General features: G+C 61.3%; 14 protein-coding genes and 1 pseudogene. 10 read left to right on the top strand and 5 right to left on the bottom strand.

Annotation, left to right across the window (positions count from 1 at the left end; genetic code table 11):
* The first annotated feature begins 95 nt into the window (after positions 1 to 95).
* From J3P75_RS11645 to J3P75_RS11635, 3 genes are all read left to right on the top strand, one after another.
* Positions 96 to 1,220, top strand: a complete 1,125-nt coding sequence (locus tag J3P75_RS11645; RefSeq protein WP_434710556.1) for an alkene reductase — start codon at positions 96 to 98, stop codon at positions 1,218 to 1,220.
* Between the two features lie 148 nt (positions 1,221 to 1,368).
* Positions 1,369 to 2,907 carry a cryptochrome/photolyase family protein gene (locus tag J3P75_RS11640; protein WP_434710554.1) on the top strand — a complete coding sequence of 513 codons (1,539 nt, stop codon included), beginning with the start codon at positions 1,369 to 1,371 and terminating at the stop codon, positions 2,905 to 2,907.
* A gap of 122 nt (positions 2,908 to 3,029) precedes the next feature.
* Positions 3,030 to 5,492: a PAS domain-containing protein gene (locus J3P75_RS11635; RefSeq protein ID WP_434710552.1), complete on the top strand. Its 2,463-nt coding sequence runs from the start codon at positions 3,030 to 3,032 to the stop codon at positions 5,490 to 5,492.
* Here J3P75_RS11635 and J3P75_RS11630 read toward each other — a convergent pair.
* Entirely contained in the window at positions 5,454 to 7,001 is a 1,548-nt protein-coding gene (locus J3P75_RS11630; RefSeq protein ID WP_434710550.1) for a sensor domain-containing diguanylate cyclase, read from the bottom strand. The two genes, J3P75_RS11635 and J3P75_RS11630, sit on opposite strands and share 39 nt — an antisense overlap.
* A gap of 686 nt (positions 7,002 to 7,687) precedes the next feature.
* Positions 7,688 to 8,644, bottom strand: a complete 957-nt coding sequence (locus tag J3P75_RS11625) for an AraC family transcriptional regulator N-terminal domain-containing protein (RefSeq protein ID WP_434710548.1) — start codon at positions 8,642 to 8,644, stop codon at positions 7,688 to 7,690.
* 162 nt (positions 8,645 to 8,806) lie between these two features.
* On the opposite strand from J3P75_RS11625, the gene J3P75_RS11620 reads away from it, so the two are divergent.
* Positions 8,807 to 10,012 carry an MFS transporter gene (locus tag J3P75_RS11620; RefSeq protein ID WP_434710546.1) on the top strand — a complete coding sequence of 402 codons (1,206 nt, stop codon included), beginning with the start codon at positions 8,807 to 8,809 and terminating at the stop codon, positions 10,010 to 10,012.
* 70 nt (positions 10,013 to 10,082) lie between these two features.
* Here the strand turns inward: J3P75_RS11620 and ycaC are convergent, their stop codons facing one another.
* Positions 10,083 to 10,715, bottom strand: a complete 633-nt coding sequence (gene ycaC / locus J3P75_RS11615; protein ID WP_434710544.1) for an isochorismate family cysteine hydrolase YcaC — start codon at positions 10,713 to 10,715, stop codon at positions 10,083 to 10,085.
* Between the two features lie 247 nt (positions 10,716 to 10,962).
* On the opposite strand from ycaC, the gene J3P75_RS11610 reads away from it, so the two are divergent.
* The 6 genes and pseudogenes from J3P75_RS11610 (at position 10,963) to J3P75_RS11585 (ending at position 15,153) form a co-directional block, all read left to right on the top strand.
* Positions 10,963 to 11,634, top strand: a complete 672-nt coding sequence (locus J3P75_RS11610; RefSeq protein WP_434710542.1) for a polysaccharide lyase family 7 protein — start codon at positions 10,963 to 10,965, stop codon at positions 11,632 to 11,634.
* Positions 11,635 to 11,823: 189 nt separating this feature from the next.
* Positions 11,824 to 11,925: pseudogene (locus J3P75_RS11605) on the top strand (general stress protein); the annotation flags it as partial.
* 378 nt (positions 11,926 to 12,303) lie between these two features.
* Positions 12,304 to 12,855, top strand: a complete 552-nt coding sequence (locus tag J3P75_RS11600; RefSeq protein ID WP_093100927.1) for an ATP-dependent Clp protease proteolytic subunit — start codon at positions 12,304 to 12,306, stop codon at positions 12,853 to 12,855.
* A gap of 194 nt (positions 12,856 to 13,049) precedes the next feature.
* Positions 13,050 to 13,655: an SCO family protein gene (locus J3P75_RS11595; protein ID WP_090284058.1), complete on the top strand. Its 606-nt coding sequence runs from the start codon at positions 13,050 to 13,052 to the stop codon at positions 13,653 to 13,655.
* Positions 13,655 to 14,134, top strand: coding sequence for a copper chaperone PCu(A)C (locus J3P75_RS11590; protein ID WP_434710540.1), 480 nt, complete (start codon positions 13,655 to 13,657; stop codon positions 14,132 to 14,134). The genes J3P75_RS11595 and J3P75_RS11590 overlap by 1 nt, the downstream gene beginning before the upstream one ends.
* Before the next feature lie 290 nt (positions 14,135 to 14,424).
* Entirely contained in the window at positions 14,425 to 15,153 is a 729-nt protein-coding gene (locus tag J3P75_RS11585) for a helix-turn-helix transcriptional regulator (protein ID WP_434710538.1), read from the top strand.
* Positions 15,154 to 15,163: 10 nt separating this feature from the next.
* On the opposite strand, the gene J3P75_RS11580 is transcribed toward J3P75_RS11585, so the two are convergent.
* Both J3P75_RS11580 and macA read right to left on the bottom strand, forming a co-directional pair.
* Entirely contained in the window at positions 15,164 to 17,122 is a 1,959-nt protein-coding gene (locus tag J3P75_RS11580) for a MacB family efflux pump subunit (protein WP_434710536.1), read from the bottom strand.
* A gap of 2 nt (positions 17,123 to 17,124) precedes the next feature.
* Positions 17,125 to 18,273 (bottom strand): macrolide transporter subunit MacA, encoded by a 1,149-nt coding sequence (gene macA, locus J3P75_RS11575; RefSeq protein WP_203418448.1) that lies wholly within the window; start codon positions 18,271 to 18,273, stop codon positions 17,125 to 17,127.
* Between the last annotated feature and the right edge of the window lie 10 nt (positions 18,274 to 18,283).

Here is an 18,283-nt window from a genome sequence, read left to right as displayed (position 1 = left end):
TCGATCCAAACCACAAGAACGCCGTGCGCGGTTGGCCCGGCGTTTTTTTCATTCGATTAATAGTCGACTGGTCTAATTACACCCAAGGTCCCCCCATGAAGCACAACCCGTTTTTTACCCCCGTCACCCTCGGCGGCCACACCCTGAAAAACCGTATCGTCCTGCCGCCCCTGACCCGCCAGCGCAGCACGCAACCAGGCAATGTCGCCAACGCGCTGATGGCCGAGTATTACCAGCAACGTGCCGGCGCCGGCCTGCTGATCACCGAAGGCACGCAGATCGAACCGCGCGGCCAGGGTTACGCGTGGACGCCGGGCATCCATACCCCGGAACAAATCGCCGGTTGGCGCAAGGTCACCGAGGCCGTGCACGGCGCTGGCGGGGTGATTTTCGCCCAGCTGTGGCACGTCGGCCGGGTCTCGCACAGCGCATTGCAACCCGGCGGCGCGGCCCCTGTATCGGCTTCGGCGGTGGCGACCGATCGGGTCAGCGTGTTCATCGAAACCGCGCCCGGCTCCGGTGAACTGGTCAGCCCTTCGGCGCCGCGTGCACTCAGCACGCTGGAAGTCGAAGAACTGGTGCAGTTGTATATCCAGGCTGCGCGAAACGCGATGGACGCCGGTTTCGACGGCATCGAGTTGCACTGCGCCAATGGTTATCTGGTCAATCAGTTCATCTCGGCGCACAGCAACCTGCGCGACGACCAGTACGGTGGCTCGCTGACCAATCGCCTGCGCTTTCTGCGTGACGTGGTCGCCGGCGTCGCCGAATGCATTGGCAAGAACAAGGTCGGCGTGCGCTTCGCGCCGCTGTTCACCACCACTGATGAAGCACGGACGTATCTGGGCCTGGTCGAAGACGATCCGCACACCACCTACATCGAAGCGATCAAGATCCTTGAGGACGTGGGCATCGCCTATCTGTCCATCGCCGAAGCGGACTGGGACAACGCCCCCGAAATGCCCGTGACTTTCCGTCAGGCCGTGCGCGACACCTTCAGCGGCGCGATCATTTATGCCGGGCGCTATACCGCCGAATCCGGCGCGCGCTTGCTGGAATCCGGCCTGGCGGATCTGGTCGCGTTCGGCCGTCCGTTCATGGCCAACCCTGACCTGCCGGCGCGCATCGCCAACGGCTGGCCGCTGAATGTGCTGAACCCGGCGACTGTCTACGGTGGTGGCGCTGAAGGCTATACCGATTACCCGGCGTATAGCGGCTAGCGTGTGCACGATTGAGGCAGGGCCAGGTTCTCGATGAAGTAGCGCGCAAATATCTATACACGAACTACAATCTGTATAAGTATTCGCAGCCAAAACAACGAACCCCTGGCCGAGCACCTGTTGCTGCTCCTTACCTGAACCCGTGCACATGAACACCACCCATCGGCTCTGTCTGGTATTGGGCGACCAGTTGTCCTTCGACCTCGCTTGCCTCGCCGATCTCGACCACGCGCACGACGCTGTGCTGCTGGTCGAGGTCATGGAAGAGGCCACCCACGTCGCCCACCATCCGCAAAAGATCGCGCTGATCTTCAGCGCCATGCGCCACTTCGCCAAGGCCCTGCAAGACCAGGGCATGCGCGTGCATTACGTCACCCTCGACGACCCGCAGAACAGCGGCTCGGTGCCCGGCGAACTCAAGCGCTGGCAGGCGCTTTTGCAAGCGCAGCAAGTGCACCTCACTGAATGCGGCGACTGGCGTCTGGAACAATCAGTGAAAGATTGCGGACTGCTCATTCACTGGCACGCCGACCGGCGTTTTCTTTGTTCCCGCGATGAATTCCGCGCCTGGGCCGCCGGAAAAAAACAGCTGCGCATGGAGTACTTCTACCGCGACATGCGCCGCAAGAGTCGCCTGCTGCTCAACGGTGACGGCACGCCGGTCGGCGGCGCCTGGAACTTCGACAGCGACAACCGCAAAGCCCTGCCCAAGGGCGCCAAGCCCCCCTACCCCGCACGGTTCGGCAACGATGCGATCACTCGCGAGGTGCTGGCACTGGTCGCCGAGCGTTTCGCCAGTCACTACGGCAGCCTCGACGATTTCAATTACCCGGTGACCCACGCCGACGCGCAGGCACTCTGGGCTTATTTTCTCGACTACGGTTTGGCCGGTTTCGGTGACTATCAGGATGCGATGGCCAGCGACGAGCCGTTCCTGTTCCATGCACGCATCAGCGCTGCGTTGAACATCGGTCTGCTCGATCTGCGCCAACTGTGCAGCGACGTCGAATCGGCGTACTGGTCCGGCGCAATCGCGCTGAATGCCGCCGAAGGCTTCATCCGCCAACTGATCGGCTGGCGCGAATACGTGCGTGGCGTGTACTGGCTGAAAATGCCCGAGTACGCCGACGGCAATGTCTTCGCCAACCAACGTGCGCTGCCGGAGTTCTACTGGACCGGCGCCACGCAAATGAACTGCATGCGCCAGGCCATCGGCCAAAGCCTCCAGCATGCCTACGCCCACCATATTCAGCGCCTGATGGTGACCGGCAATTTCGCCCTGCTCGCCGGCATCGCACCGAGCCAGATCTGCGACTGGTATCTGGCGATCTACATGGACGCGTTCGACTGGGTCGAGTTGCCCAACACCCTCGGCATGGTCATGCATGCCGACGGCGGCTACCTCGGTTCCAAGCCGTACTGCGCCAGCGGCCAGTACATCAACCGAATGTCCGACTACTGCCGCGACTGCGCCTATTCGGTACGTGAAACCACAGCTGACAATGCTTGCCCGTTCAACGCCCTGTACTGGCATTTCCTGATGCGCCACGGCGATCGGCTGCGCGGCAATCAGCGGATGAGCATGCTGTACAAGAACCTCGACCGCATGCCGCTGGCCAAACAGCAGGCGCTGTGGCAACGCGGGCAGAACCTGCTCGAGCGGCTGGATCACGGCGAAGCGTTATAGCTGCGCGGACATGCAACTTAAATGTGGCGCGCCGGGTCAATGCTGACACAGCGTCTAGCTCAGGGAGGTTCGTTGCGGCGTGCCGTTCGAATACAGAGCCGACCATCAATAAGGCATGAGGAGTGGATGTCCTGAAACAGCTTTCTCGCGAGCAGCTCGAATCCGAGGTCACGCGCCTGCGCCTGGCCGTGGAAGCCACCTGCGACGCCGTCTGGGACTGGGATCTGAAAACTGACCGGATCGTCTGGAACGACTCCTTGCAGCAGGCCTACGGCTATGGCGCCGAGGCCATCGAGCCGACCTGCGACTGGCGTTTTGCGCAGATTCACACCCAGGACCGTGCCCGGGTGACCACTTCGATTCGCTCGGCAATCGACGGCAAGGGCACCACCTGGAGCGCCGAGTACCGCTTTCGCTGCCACGACGGTTCCTATGCCGAAGTGCTCGATCGCGGTCATTTGATCCGCGATGCCGCCGGCCAGCCTGAGCGAATGATCGGCGCGATGCTCGACCTGACCCGCTCGCGCAGTGCGGAAAATGCATTGCGCTTGAGTGAAGAACGCTTCAGCACAATCCTCGAAACCATCGAAGCGGCGTTTGCCATCGTCAAGGTCAAATTCGATGCGGAAGACCAGCCGATCGATTATTTCTTCGTCGAAGCCAACCCGGCGTTCGAGCGTCAGGCCGGGGTCAACCTGCGCGGCAAATGGGTCACCGAGTTTGCCCCAAACCTGGAACGGTTCTGGTTCGAGACCTACGGTCATGTGGCCAGGACCGGTGAGCCGGCCAACTTCGAAAACTATGCCAATACCTTCGAACGCTGGTTCGACGTGCGCGCGGTGCGCGTTGGCGAGCCGGCCGATCGGCAGATCGCCATTCTGTTCAACGACGTCACCGAACGCCGCAATGCCCAGGAACGGCTGCGCGTCAGCGAGGCCGTGGCCCGCGAAAATATTGGGCGTGTGCAACTGGCCCTCGCCGCCGGCGCGATCATCGGCACCTGGCACTGGCACCTGCCCTCCGATGGTTTTTCCGTCGATGAAGCCTTCGCCCGGGTGTTCAACCTCGACCCGGCGCTGGGCCGCGATGGCCTGAGCCTTGAGCAAATCGTCACCAGCGTGCACCCGGACGATCGTGAGGGACTGATCGCCGCGATCAACGAAGTGATCGCCCGTGGCGGTGCCTATTCGCACCAGTATCGCGTGTGCGGGGCCGACGGCAAATACACCTGGATCGAAGCCAACGGTCGCGTCGAGATTGCCGAGGACGGCACGCCGCTGCGCTTTCCCGGGGTGCTTATCGACGTCGAAGAGCGGCGCAATGTCGAGGCCGAGCGCGACCGCGCCACCGCCGCCCTGCGTGCACTGAATGACACCCTCGAACAACGGGTTTCGGCACGCACCGCCGAGCTGATGCAGGCCGAAGAGAAGTTGCGTCAATCGCAGAAAATGGAAGCGGTCGGGCAACTCACCGGCGGCCTCGCCCATGATTTCAATAACCTGCTGGCGGGGATTTGCGCCTCCCTCGAACTGGTCGACAAACGCATCAGTCAGGGGCGTCTGCAGGACATTGGCAAGTACATGGAAATCGCTCAGGACGCGGCCAAGCGTGCAGCCGCCCTGACCCATCGCCTGCTGGCATTCTCCAGGCGCCAGACCCTCGATCCACGCCCCACCGAAGTCAACGCACTGATCGCTGGCATGAGCGAATTGATCCAGCGCACCGTCGGCCCGAGCATTCGCCTGAAAACCGTGATCGCTGCCGATCTATGGCCGGCGCTGGTCGACGCCAGCCAACTGGAAAACGCCCTGCTCAACCTGTGCATCAACGCCCGCGACGCGATGCCCGATGGCGGGCGCATTATCGTTGAAACCGCCAATCGAACGCTGGATGCCGACGCCGCGCGGGCGCTGGACATGCCCGCCGGGCAATACCTGTGCCTGTGCGTCACCGATACCGGTACCGGCATGAGCGCCGACGTCATGGCCAAGGCCTTCGATCCGTTTTTCACCACCAAGCCACTGGGCCAGGGCACCGGGCTGGGGCTGTCGATGATCTACGGTTTCACCAAGCAATCCGGCGGTCAGGTACGGGTGCAGTCGCAGGTCGGCCAAGGCACCGAAATGTGCATTTACCTGCCGCGTTACCGCGGTGCGGCGCAGCACAATCATGACGACGGGCAGAGCACCAGCACGCCGTTTGCCAAGGCCAGCGAGACCATTCTGATCGTCGATGACGAACCTTCGGTGCGCCTTCTGCTCAAGGACATTCTCAACGACCTCGGCTTCAGCCTGCTCGAAGCGGCCGACAGCGTTGAAGGGCTTGAGGTGCTGCGTTCCAGCGCGAAGATCGATCTGCTGATTACCGATGTTGGTTTGCCGGGCGGCATGAACGGGCGGCAGATGGCCGATGCCGGACGGGAAATCCGTCCGCAGCTGAAAACCTTGTTCATCACCGGTTACGCGGAAAACTCGGTGATCGGCAGCAATCAGCTCGGCCCGGGCATGCAGGTGCTGACCAAACCCTTTGCGGTCGACACGCTGGTGTCACGGGTCAGTGGGCTGATGGCCGCGCCCTTCGAGTGACGGCTCCCCCCGGTACGCAGCGAAGCCGTTGCGCCCGGCGGCTTTCGCTTGATACAGCGCCTGATCGGCGGCTTCGATCAGGCTTTGCACGGCGTCCAGTTGCGCCCCCTGCCCTGCGGCGACGCCGATGCTCACGCTGACCCGTGCCAGTGGACTGGAGGGATGCGGCAACTGCGCCTGTTCAAGCCGATCGACGAGCAGTTGCGCCACCACCGCCGCGCCCTCCGCATCAGTGTCGGGCATGATCACCGCGAATTCCTCGCCGCCGTAACGCGCGACCAGATCCGACGGACGCCGCACAGAGTCTTCCAGCAGTTTGCCGACTGCCTGGAGGCACGCGTCGCCGGCGACATGCCCGAGCGAATCGTTGTACAGCTTGAAGTAATCCAGATCGATCATCAGCAAGGCCAGCGAGCCGCCGTCGCGCTGGGCCCGGCGCGCTTCGGTGGCGAGGGTCTCATCGAAGCAGCGCCGGTTGGCCAGCGCGGTCAGCGCATCCTTCATCGCCAGCAATTCCAGCTGTCGATTGGAGGCGAGCAACTGCTGCTGGGCGATTCGCAACTCTTCTTCGATCTGGGTGCGCCGACGAATATCGCGATAGAGAAACCAGCCGATGACACCGGTCAGCCCCAACAGGCTGGCGACCACCACCGCTGACAGCAAGGCCTCCGTGCGCCACGCCGCGAGGGATTCATGCTTGCCCAGCGCGACGGTGGTGACCAGCGGCAGCTTCTGGCTTTTGCGAAACGCATAGAGGCGTTCGACGCCGTCGAGGCTGGAAGTGAACGACGCGGTGCCCACCGAGCGCTCGACGAGATATTTGGCGTAGATCGGCGATGTGGAAAAGTTGCGGCCCATGTCCTGCTCGCGGAACGGGTAGCGCACCAGCAGCGTGCCGTCGGTGTACGACAGGCCGATCGCGCCGTCCTGACCGACATCGAGTTTGCCAAACAGACGCAAAAAGTTCTGCACGCCCAGCGTCACCGCGACCACACCGGCGAACTCGCCCTGATCATCATTGAAGCGGCGACTGACGGTGATCACCCACTCGTCATTGCTGCGGCTGCGAATCGGCGGACCGATGAAGGTCTCGCGGCTCGGATCGGCGCGATGATGAATGAAATAGGCGCGGTCGCTGCTGTCGGCGCCCTGGGGAATTGGCCGGTTCGAGGACATCAGCCAATGGCCGTGACGGTCGTAAATGGTGATGCCGCTCAGTTGCGGCATCAGCGGTTGCTGACGGTTGATCAGCGTCCGCAAACGCTCGATGTGCGCCGGGCCGCTGCCTTCGGTTTCCAGGCGTTCGACCAGGCCGAGCAACAGCAGCGAGCTCTGGCGGACGATGCCTTCGGAATAAGTCGCCAGTGCTTGCGTCAGGTTCAGGCTGTGGACGTCGATTTCTTCCAGTGCACGCTCGCGCGAAGCAAGGACTTTCCAGATGGTCAGAGACGCCAGGGAACAGCCGATCACCAATAACAGGAGGATGACGAGATGGGTATCACGCTTCACGAAAGCACCTTATGGAAAGTCCGGTTTCCCGTTCCTGCTGTCAGCGGATCGAGGCCCTGACAGCGACCGTATGTCCTCGGCTGGGGCAAGGATACAAGCAGTCCAGGCAACGCGCAGCATCATCCTGCGCAATATCCTGTGGGAGATTGTCTGCAAGCGATGGGTTTCTTTCAGGCGGTGAGTTTGGGGTGCATATCCGTTGCTGCGGTGATGGCGACTTAGGGTTTCGCCCTTACGGCGAGGCACTTTTTCCAGACGCCGAAAAAGTACCCAAAAAGGCTTGCTCCTACGTACGGCCCTCGCAGGCTCGGGTCCCTTCGCTGCGGGATCGATCCGGGCGCAGCGGCTACGGTTTGCTGCGCTGCACCTCCTTCCGCTGTGTCTGGCTGCGCCAGACGGTCGCTACGCTCCCACGCCCGGATCAATCCCTTCGCTCAGCCTTCCGATGTCGCTGGTTAGTCAAAAGCACTCGAGCTTCGCTCATTGTAATGAGTGGTGAGAAGCGGTTGTTCGGCTTGAGATTTGTGGTGGCTTTACCCCTCACCCCAGCCCTCTCCCCCTGGAGAGGGAGCCGAGCTGCGTTGGCTTTGAAATCGCGTACGACTCGGTATTTCAGGTCAGCGTATATCTCACATCCACCCGGGTCAGTCCCCTCTCCCTACGGGCGGTCCGACGTTTCGGGAGGGCTAGGGTGAGGGGCTTTTGATTTTCGCGTCTTGACGCTCATCCCCCGAACGTCGCTGCCCGCGCAATGCGACGATGTCGCGCTTGGGCGCGGCGCCGAAGAGGCGGCTGTATTCGCGACTGAACTGCGACGGGCTTTCATAGCCGACCTTGAAGGCGGCGCTGGAGGCGTCCTGCTGTTCGTTGAGCATCAGCCGCCGCGCTTCGGTCAGGCGTAGCCACTTCTGATATTGCAGCGGGCTCATCGTGGTCAGTTGGCGGAAATGATGGTGGAAGGTCGGCGCACTCATCTGCACTCGCGCGGCCAGTTCCTCGACTCGCAACGGCGAGGTGTAGTTGATTTTCAGCCAGTCGATGGCTTTGGCGATGCGGTAGCCCTGCCCGTCGACCGCGGTGATCTTGCGCAGGCGCGTCGCCTGATCGCTTTGCAGCAGGCGGAAGTGGATTTCCCGCTGAATCAACGGCGCCAGCACCGCGATTGCCTCCGGCTCGTCGAGCAGTGCGAGCAAGCGTTGGAACGCCAGCAGCATCGGCGGGGTGACCGAGCCGATGCCGACGCTCTTGCGCTCGGCACCGTCGCGGTATGGCGGTGGCTCACTGTGCGCGGCCAGCTCGGCGAGCATCTGCACATCGAGTTTGAACGACAGGCCCAGACAAGGCTGCTCGGGGCTGGCCTGCAACACTTCGGAATTGGCCGGCAGATCCAGTGAGGTCAGCAGGAATCGCGAGGTGTCGTACATGAAGCCCTCGCCGCCCACCCACAGTTGCTTCTCGCCCTGCGCTACCAGAATCACGCTGGGTTCGACCATGCACACCAGCGGCGACGAGGGTTGCTCGCGGCGGAAAAAGCCGAGCCCGGCGATCGCCGTGGGGAAATCGCCCGGCACCTCGGCATGGGCGCCGATGGTCTGCGCCAGCTCGGCTTGCAGCGATAAATAGGGGGAAAGTGTCATGGTCATAGGGTTCCGTTACCTCTGCGCTGAACTTTAGCGTGCCGGCGCGCGAGCGTCCCGCGCAAATGCCGCGACTCAGCGGATCAGGCAAGAAATCCAGCGAATCGCGCTACAGCCGTGCGCGCCTGGCCGGGACAATGGGCGCTTTGCGCAACACAGGATTCGACAATGACCGTGACCACTTCCGCCCCGCCGCAATCGCACGCCTCATGGGGCGCGGTATTCGCCATGTCGCTTGCGGCCTTCGTATTGGTGGCCTCGGAGTTCATGCCGGTCAGCCTGCTGACACCGATCGCCAGCGACCTGCACATCAGCGAAGGCCAGGCCGGCCAGGGCATTTCCGTGTCCGGGCTGTTTGCCCTGCTCACCAGTCTGCTGATTCCGTTGCTGGCCGCAAGGGTCGATCGCAAGCCGCTGCTGCTGTCGCTGACCGGGTTGATGATCGTCTCCGGCAGCGTGGTCGCGTTCGCACCGAACTACCCGGTGTTCATGCTCGGTCGCGCACTGATCGGTGTGGCAATTGGTGGCTTCTGGTCGCTTTCGGCAGCGACAGCGATGCGTTTGGTGCCGGATGAACAGGTCACGCGGGCGATGGCGATCGTCAACGGCGGTAATGCGCTGGCAACCGTGATTGCCGCGCCGCTGGGCAGTTTTCTCGGATCGTTGATCGGCTGGCGCGGGGCGTTTTTCTGCGTGGTGCCGGTCGCCCTGTTGGCCGGGGCCTGGCTGATGTTCAGTCTGCCGTCGATGAAAGCCGCTGGCGGCGCCGCTTCGGGCAATGTCTTGCGCTTGCTCAAACGCCCGCCGGTGGCGTTGGGCATGCTCGCGGTCAGTGTGTTTTTCATGGGCCAGTTCATGCTGTTTACCTATCTGCGACCGTTCCTTGAAACGGTCACTCAGGTCAGTGTCTCAGTGCTCTCGCTGATGCTGCTCGGCCTCGGCGTGGCCGGGCTGGCCGGGACTTTCCTGATCGAAGGTTTTGTGAAAAAGAGCCTGCATCGCACGCTGATCGTCATTCCGCTGCTGATGGCGGTGATAGCGATGGCGTTGATTACCTTCGGCAGTTCAACGGTCATTACCGCAGTCTTGCTCGGTTTGTGGGGTCTGGTGGCAACCGCTGCGCCGGTGGGCTGGTGGACGTGGCTGGCGCGGACCCTGCCGGACGCGGCCGAGGCTGGCGGCGGTCTGATGGTCGCGGTGGTGCAATTGGCTATCGCCTCGGGGGCGATTGTCGGCGGCGTACTGTTTGACATGAGCGGCTATCGCGCGACGTTCGAATTTAGCGCCGGTTTGCTGGTGGTTGCGGCAGTATTGGCGTTACTGGCCGCGCGTGCGGCGTCACGGGTGCCGCAGCCATCGATGAGCCTGACCTGACTCGTCGTCCTGAATCCTCAAATGACAAAAGCCCGCTTTCAAAGCGGGCTTTGTTGTGCAGCGATACCGATTACTTCTGCTGAGCCGTCAGCGCCGTATAGCTGTTCATCAGGTTGCGATAGTTGGAAATACGCTGCGACAGCAGGTTACCGAGGCCTTCGATGTCGTTGCGCCAGTCGCGGTGCAGCTCACAGGCCACCGAGAACCAGTTCATCATTTGTGCGCCAGCCTGGGTCATGCGGCTCCACGCGGCTTGCTGCACGGTGGTGTTGAAGGTCCCGGAAGCATCGGTGACCACGAACACATCAAAACCTTCCGCCAATGCCGACAAGGTCGGAAACGCTACGCAGACATCGGTGACCACGCCGGCGATGATGATCTGCTTGCGGCCGGTCGCCTTGATCGCTTTGACGAAGTCTTCGTTGTCCCAGGCGTTGATCTGGCCTGGCCGAGCGATGTACGGCGCGTCCGGGAACATTTCTTTCAGTTCCGGGACCAGCGGGCCGTTCGGGCCTTGTTCGAAGCTGGTGGTGAGGATGGTCGGCAGTTCGAAGAACTTCGCCAGATCGGCCAGGGCCAGCACGTTGTTCTTGAACTCGTTGGGCGAGAAGTCCTGCACCAGGGAAATCAGACCGGTCTGGTGGTCAACCAGCAGCACGATGGCGTCGTCTTTGTTCAGGCGGTTGTAGGTTGGAGTGGTCATGGTGGGCATCCCTTTTCAAGTTTGAAGTGTGTTGTTGCGTTCAAGTTGGGTACAGATTACTGACCCATCGAAAAAGGATAAATCGGTTGAAACGCGTTTCACCGTCCACTCAAACGAGACAATCCACACCCGCTGATCAATGCCATTAGTCCACGCACTGTTAAGTTCATGGAACACATCGATGCACCCCGGCATCACTCGTCTTGCAACTTACCCACTTCATCTGTCCGAGATTGTGGAGGTATTTATGCCTGTCGATATCAGCCGTTTGCGCATCACCACACCCGTTGCTACTTCGCCGACCAACCCGGTTGCACTGGAGTTGATGGGCGATGAGGCCTTGTTGCGATTGCCCGAAGTGATCAGCCGCCAGCCCGATGGCAGCATCCGTTTCAGCGCGCCTACCCTTGGCGCTTCGAGCAAAAGCACCCGCCGCACGCGTTGCGAATGGAAAGAGCCGATTTACTGGGGGCTGGAAAGCGCAGCGCTACACGTCAACCGCCAACGCATGACGCTCACACAAGTCAACTCCGCGCAAAAAGTGGTGATTGCGCAGATGCACGTCAAGGACGACGACAGCCCGGCGATCAAGGTGTTCTGGAACAAGAACAAAATCACCTGGGGCTTTCGCCAGAGCTTCAACCAGCCCGACCCGGTCAACAGCACGATCGCCAGCAATATTGGCCTCAACGTGCCCTTCACGGTCGAGATCAACGTCAGTGCCGCGGGGCTGGTCAACGTGCTGGTGATCTGCAACGGCGTGACCACCTCGGCGCCGCCGCAGCAGATGGACAGCAGCTGGGCGAGCCAGCGTTTCAACTTCCATGGCGGTGTCTATAACCAGATCGATTACAGCGCCACCACGGCGGCAACCGATGGTTCGGTGTGTCTGATCCACGACTTGCTGCTGAGCCATTAACCGCTCGACCGCTTATCGGGCAACTGTAAAACAATCAAAACGATTCCAGCTTTGGCGTTATCCGAATTAGTGTCCGTTACGTAAACGGACAGCAAGTACCCTCACTTTTGTCGGAGAACCACCATGACTACCGGTAATAAGAATCAGGGCAATAACAAGACCTCCACCAGCGATAAAAAAGGCTCGTCGGGCGGCGGCAATGGCGGCAACTTTGCCAACGACCGAGAAAAAGCCTCGGAAGCCGGCCGTAAAGGCGGGCAACACAGCCATGGCGGCGGACGCAAGTCGTAAGCGCCAGTTCGGGGGCGGCCTCGCTGCCCCTTTCATATTGAGGTCTGCCATGAAAGCGCCTGTCGAAAATCACCACTGCGCCATGCAAATGGAGAAGGCTGAAGAGCCTGCCCACGAAATGGAGCTAAGCTCTCCACCAGGCCTGACATTGGCAGAGGATCAGCCTCAACAGCCTGTCAGTGCGCCAGAGCCGCCACGCCCTGTTCCCGCGGTGGCGTCGCGCAGTTGCTACGAGCGCCTGCAAGGCGCCGCTCAGGCCGAGCGCCAGTGCGGGGCGACGCACACCCGACCTGTTTGCGAGCGGGGTTACTGAGCAAGCCAGTCAAAGCAGTCTGTTGACCCGCATCGTCAAAACGCCTTTCAACAGCGAGGTGACTCATGCCCGTTCACGTCATCAATTTCACGGGGCCGATCAACGCGTCCACCTGCGGTCAATTGATCGACAAAGCCTCAGTAGCCGTACAGCAAAAAGCCTCGAAGCTGATCGTCAACATTGCGACGATGGGGGGCGAATGCAGTTACGGTTTCACCATGTATAACTTTCTCTTGTCGCTGCCGATTCCTGTGCACACGCACAATCTGGGCACGGTCGAGTCGATGGGCAACATCGTGTTTCTTGCCGGCGAGCGCCGCTCGGCGTGTACCCACAGCAAGTTTCTCTTCCACCCTTTCCACTGGCATTTGCAGGGCGCGGTGGATCATTCGCGCATGTCGGAATACGCCATGAGCCTGGATTACGACTTGTACCTGTATGCGCGCATCGTCGCCGAACGCACGGAAGGTGCGCGGGAAACGCTGGAAACCGAGAAATACCTGACGGCGGCACCGCGCATCATCGACCCGTCGCAGGCCATGCTGTGCGGCTTGATCGACGCGATCGAGGCGCCGGTGATCACGGCCGAATCGGTGAATTCGATCATTCACGGTTAACGGCGCCGCCGTTGCCCTTCAGCCCTGCCCTTCGAACCAGCGAGGTCATCTTTTCTTACACCTTTTATGGCGCTATCCCACACCATCCAGCGATCCGTGGCCGGCGCCTGCCTGCAGTTTGGTATCATGCGCCGCTTTTACGGTTAACCCCCCGCCAGTCCTGTCGACTGACGGGCTGCAAAAGGCGGTATTAGATGACGGCTTTGTTGACTCGCCGCAAGGTACTTGCGGGAATGGGCGTGCTCGGGCTGGGCCTGCTCGCCGGCTGCGACACCCGCGGCCAACTGTCGTACAAGTACGGCAAGGATCTGAGTAACAAGATCATGGGGCGCACCTTCAAGCTGAAGAACACCGACGGCGAAACCATGACGCTGTCGAGCTTTCGCGGCATGATGCCGATGGTATTCTTCGGTTTCACCCAGTGCCCGGCCGTGTGCCCGACCACCCTCGCCCGCGCGGCGAAAATCAAGAAGCTGATGGGCGCCGACGGCGATCGCTTGCAGGTGATCTTCATCACCCTCGATCCCGAGCGCGACACCCCTGAAATCCTCGACGCCTACATGAAAGCCTTCGACCCGACCTTCGTCGCGCTATACGGCACGCTTGAAGAAACCCAGGCCACGGCCAAGGAATTCGACGTGTTCTACGAGAAGGTTCCGGCCGGCGACACCTACACCATCTCGCACACTGCGACCAGTTACGTCTACGACTCCAACGGCGGTTTGCGCCTGGGGCTGTCCACATCGCTTTCGGCAGAACAATGCACGGAAGATTTGCTCACTGTTATGGAGGTCTGCTGATGCGTCCTGTCTTGAACCACATCAAACGCGCTGTATGGGGTCTGTCGTTGCTGGGCCTGGCTTTTCAGGCCGCGGCGCAAACCACAGTCGACGACGCCTGGGTGCGCGCCACCGTGCCGACCCAGACCGCCAGCGGGGCGTTCATGACCCTCACCGCTGACAGCGACAGCAAGTTGCTCAGCGTCGCTTCGCCGGTCGCCAAGGACGTGCAGATCCATGAAATGACCATGAAAAACGACGTCATGAGCATGGGCCCGGTGAAATCGGTCGACCTGCCGGCGGGCAAAGCGGTGGCGTTTGATCCCAATGGTTATCACGTGATGTTGATGGGGCTGACCGGCCAGCTCAAGGAAGGCGAAAGCGTACCGCTGACCCTGACCGTGGAAAACGCCAAGGGCGAGAAAGAGACCCTCGAAGTCAAGGCGCCGGTGCGTGCGCTGACCAATATGCAGGGGCATGATCACAGCAAGATGCATTGATTGCCGAGTGATCTGAAAGGGGCGGCTTGATTGATCAGGCTGCCCTTTTTTTACGTTTGATGTTCGACCATTGGTAAATGGCACCAGACATGTTTCTGCATCACGTGCCACTCGTCGTACTGTTAATCGAACGTCATCGCAACAAGCGCATTCGCGCTTGATTAAACGCATGTTGAAACGTTGTACTAGGATAGGATCCAAACCTGCAGGGAATTTTACCGGCCCGGCCAGGGAGCACGCGCCGGGACTGCAGGGATACGAGCCGCTCAATGCCACTCACGGATGAAGACATGAACTCACACCTGTTTCCGCACATCGGCAAGGTCATTGCCAGCACCGGCAGCCGCCATTTCCCGCGCATGCTGCATGACCTGATTCGCACGCAACTGGCGGTGGACGCTACGCATATCCGGCAGATGCGTGTCGAACCGGTGACGCAGCGCTGCGCACCCGAGCCGACGAGGGAGGCGGCGTTGCGCGCCGACACGCTGTTCAGCGAACACAGCGACCGGCCGCCGCCCGAGACATCGCCAACCGCCGCCGACGCTGCGCAACTGCACCTGACCCGGCGCAAGGACGGTTACCGCTACGTGATTTCGGTGTACCGCAACGATCAGTCGGAACGTTTTTCCGCCCAGGAGCGCAGCCTGCTGCAGGACATCTCGCCGGTACTGCTGCCGATGGTCGAAAAACACATCAACGCCGTGCAGCCGCTGGAAATCGACCCGCAAGCTCTGGCCCCCACCACCGAAACCAGCGGCCTGGAGACCCTGCGCCTGCGCTTCAACGAACGCTTGCAGCAACTGGGTTTGAAGCTGTCGAACCGCGAAAGCGCGGTGTGCATCGGCCTGCTCGCCGGGCACACCGCGCCGGAACTGGCCGCGCAGTTGCAGCTCAAGGTCAACACCGTGGAAAGCTACCTCAAGCGCGCGGCGATCAAGCTGGGCATCAGCGGCCGGCATTCGTTGATGAAGTGGATGTATTCGCCGCAGGACAGCGCGGCAGCCCCCACCCCCTGACCCAGCGCGATCAATCCCGCGCCAGCGCTTCGATCGGGTCCAGCCGTGAAGCGTTGCGCGCGGGTACGAAACCGAACACCACGCCGATCAGGGTCGAACAGAACACAGCCGTCAGCACCGAGCCCATGGAAAACACCATCTCCCATTCCTTGATGAACACCGAGAACAGATGGCCGATGGCATACGACAGGGAAATGCCGATGGCGCCACCGAGCAGACAGACCATCACCGCTTCCACCAGAAACTGCTGACGAATGTCCGACTGGCGCGCGCCCACCGCCATGCGGATGCCGATCTCGCGGGTCCGTTCGGTCACGGAAACCAGCATGATGTTCATCACGCCGATGCCGCCGACCACCAGCGAAATCACCGCAATCAGTGACAATAGCAACGCCAGCGAGCGGCTGGTTTTCTGCACGGTCTGCATGATGCTGTCGAGGTTGTTGGTGAAGAAATCCTTGCTGCCGTGACGCTGCAGCATCAACTTGTTGACGTTGTCCTCCACCACTTTGCTCGGCTGGCCGTCCTTGATGCGCACGCTGATGCTGTCCAGATAGCGCTGGCCGAGCAGCCGCCCGGCAGCGGTTTCGTAGGGCACCCAGACGTTGAGCGACTTGCTCGCGGCAAACAGGTTCTTGTTCTCCGCCGCGACACCGATCACGGTGCACGGCAGATTACCGATCAGGATCACCTGCCCCAGCGGATCGACCTGCTCGCCGAACAAGCGCTGACGGGTCTTGTGATCGATCACCACCACCTGAGCCTGACGCCGCGCATCGCTTTCGCTGAAATGAATGCCCGCCGCCATCTTGATCCCGCGCACCTGGAAATACAGATCGCTGACGCCGTTGACCTGAGCATCGACATCGATATTGCGGTAACGCAACAGCAGATTGCGGCCCACCACCGGTGTCGCGCTGTCGACGTAATACAGTTGATTGAGCGCCGCGACATCGGCGGGCACCAGGGTTTCGATGGCGGCGGATCGGCTGTCGCCGAAACTGGTTCCGGAATAGATATCGATGGTGTTGCTGCCGATCGCCTGAATATCCTTGAGCACATAGCGCTTGGCACCCTCGCCGATCGCCGAAATGGACACCACCGAAGTGATGCCGATGACGATGCCGAGCATGGTCAGCAAGGTGCGCATGCGGTGCGAAATCAACGCGACCCAGGCCATGTTGAAGGCTTCCTTGAACAGCCCGAGGCTGGCGACCAGACGCCGTGCTGCGGTGGCTTGCGGCGCCACCCGGTCGTCGCTCACCGATGCTTCGCCGTCGGGGACATTGCGCCGGTCGCTGAGGATCTCGCCGTCGCTGACTTCGATGATGCGCTGGGCATTGGCCGCTACTTTCGGGTCGTGCGTCACCAGAATCACCGTGTGCCCGGCGGCGTGCAGCTCCTGCAGAATGTGCATGACCTCCTTGCCGCTGGTGGTGTCGAGGGCACCGGTCGGCTCATCGGCAAGGATCACCTCACCGCCGTTCATCAAGGCGCGAGCAATACTGACGCGCTGTTGCTGGCCGCCGGACAGCTGGCTGGGCCGGTGCGTCAGGTGCCGTTCCAGCCCCAGCCGCGCCAACAGCTCGCGGGCGCGGGCATGGCGTTGCGGCTCCGGGGTGCCGGCGTATATCGCCGGGATCTCGACGTTGTGCATGGCACTGAGATGCGGCAGCAAGTGATAGCGCTGGAAAATGAAACCGAAGTAGTCGCGGCGCAGTGCTGCCAGCGCCTCGCTGTCGAGGTCGCGGGTTTCCCGGCCGTTGATCTTGTAACTGCCGGCGGTGGCGTAATCGAGACAACCAAGGATATTCATCAGTGTCGATTTGCCCGAGCCGGACGCACCGATGATCGCCACCATTTCCCCGGCATGGATCGTCAGATCAATGTCCTTCAGCGCGAGGAATTCACGATCGCCGGCAATGAAGCTGCGGGTGATGCCGCTCAGTTGCAGCAGAGCCTGGGCCATGATCAGGACCCCGCCACAGCAGACACCGGATCACCGATCACCACGCGATCACCCTCGATCAGACCTTCGTTGATCTGCACTTTGACGTTGTTGTTGATGCCGACCTGCACGGTGCGTGGCTGGGCCTGCCCCTTGGCATCGAGCACACGCACCGGATAGCTGCCGTCACTGTTGCGCGCGCCGAGTGCCGCCACCGGAATGGTCAGCGCTGACTTTGCCGTGTCGAGCACCACGCGCACCTGCGCGGTCATGGAAATGCGCAAGCGATGATCCGGGTTCGGCACCTCGAACAAAGCGTTGTAGAACACCGCAGTGTTCTGCTTCGGCGTGCCGGCCGGCGGTGTTTCGAGGAAGTTCTGCGGTGCCGGCTCAGTGCCGCGCAACTTGCCGTAATAACGTTTGTCTTCACCGAGAATGGTGAAATACACCTCCTGCCCCGGCGCGATGTGAATCACATCCGCTTCCGACACCTGCGCCTTGACCGTCATGGTGTCCAGATCGGCCAGTTTGAGCAGGATCGGCGCCAACTGGTTAGCGATCACGGTCTGGCCTTCCTGCGTAACGATGCCGACCACATCGCCGTCGATGGGAGCAATGATCCGCGTATAGGCCAGATTGACCTTGGCGGTGTCGATCTGGATATGCGCACTCTTGATCTGCGCGTCCAGTGACAGCAGATTGGCCTGCTGCACTTCGTAATTCGATTGCGCGGTTTCGAAATCCTGGCGGGAGATCGACGCGTCCTCCTGCAAATTCCGGTAACGCTCGAACAAGGCCTTGGTCTGGCGCAATTGCGCCTGGGTCGCACGCTTTTGCGCTTGCAGGTTTTCTTCATCGACCTGGGCCTGACGCAGGGTGTTCTGCAACACCAGTGGATCGATTTCCGCCAGCCACTGGCCCTTCTTCACCTTGTCGCCCACCTTGACCTTGAGCGACTTCAATTGCCCCGACACCTGCGCCCCGACATCGACCTGCTTGATGCCCTCGAGCAGCCCGGTGGCGAGCACCGCGTTCTCGATGTCACCGCGTTCCACCGTGGCGGTCAGGTACTGCGGCGCTTGCGCCGGCGCCTGTACCGCGTACAGCAACAAGCCGGCGACCGCCGCCAGCGCTACACCCAAAGCGACTTTGCGCAACTTCGACTTTTCCATAAATAAACCA

This window comes from Pseudomonas sp. R1-1 (assembly GCF_051132135.1).
In the GTDB taxonomy this organism is placed as follows: domain Bacteria; phylum Pseudomonadota; class Gammaproteobacteria; order Pseudomonadales; family Pseudomonadaceae; genus Aquipseudomonas.
The sequence above is the reverse complement of the archived record's forward strand: the minus strand, read 5'-3'. Positions and strand labels throughout refer to the sequence as shown.

Coding starts and splice junctions, on each gene's coding strand:
- J3P75_RS11645 (WP_434710556.1), top strand. CDS start 96: ATGAAGCACAACCCGTTTTTTACCCCCGTCACCCTCGGCGGCCACACC.
- J3P75_RS11640 (WP_434710554.1), top strand. CDS start 1,369: ATGAACACCACCCATCGGCTCTGTCTGGTATTGGGCGACCAGTTGTCC.
- J3P75_RS11625 (WP_434710548.1), bottom strand. CDS start 8,644: ATGACCATGACACTTTCCCCCTATTTATCGCTGCAAGCCGAGCTGGCG.
- J3P75_RS11620 (WP_434710546.1), top strand. CDS start 8,807: ATGACCGTGACCACTTCCGCCCCGCCGCAATCGCACGCCTCATGGGGC.
- ycaC (WP_434710544.1), bottom strand. CDS start 10,715: ATGACCACTCCAACCTACAACCGCCTGAACAAAGACGACGCCATCGTG.
- J3P75_RS11610 (WP_434710542.1), top strand. CDS start 10,963: ATGCCTGTCGATATCAGCCGTTTGCGCATCACCACACCCGTTGCTACT.
- J3P75_RS11600 (WP_093100927.1), top strand. CDS start 12,304: ATGCCCGTTCACGTCATCAATTTCACGGGGCCGATCAACGCGTCCACC.
- J3P75_RS11595 (WP_090284058.1), top strand. CDS start 13,050: ATGACGGCTTTGTTGACTCGCCGCAAGGTACTTGCGGGAATGGGCGTG.
- J3P75_RS11590 (WP_434710540.1), top strand. CDS start 13,655: ATGCGTCCTGTCTTGAACCACATCAAACGCGCTGTATGGGGTCTGTCG.
- J3P75_RS11585 (WP_434710538.1), top strand. CDS start 14,425: ATGAACTCACACCTGTTTCCGCACATCGGCAAGGTCATTGCCAGCACC.
- J3P75_RS11580 (WP_434710536.1), bottom strand. CDS start 17,122: ATGGCCCAGGCTCTGCTGCAACTGAGCGGCATCACCCGCAGCTTCATT.
- macA (WP_203418448.1), bottom strand. CDS start 18,273: ATGGAAAAGTCGAAGTTGCGCAAAGTCGCTTTGGGTGTAGCGCTGGCG.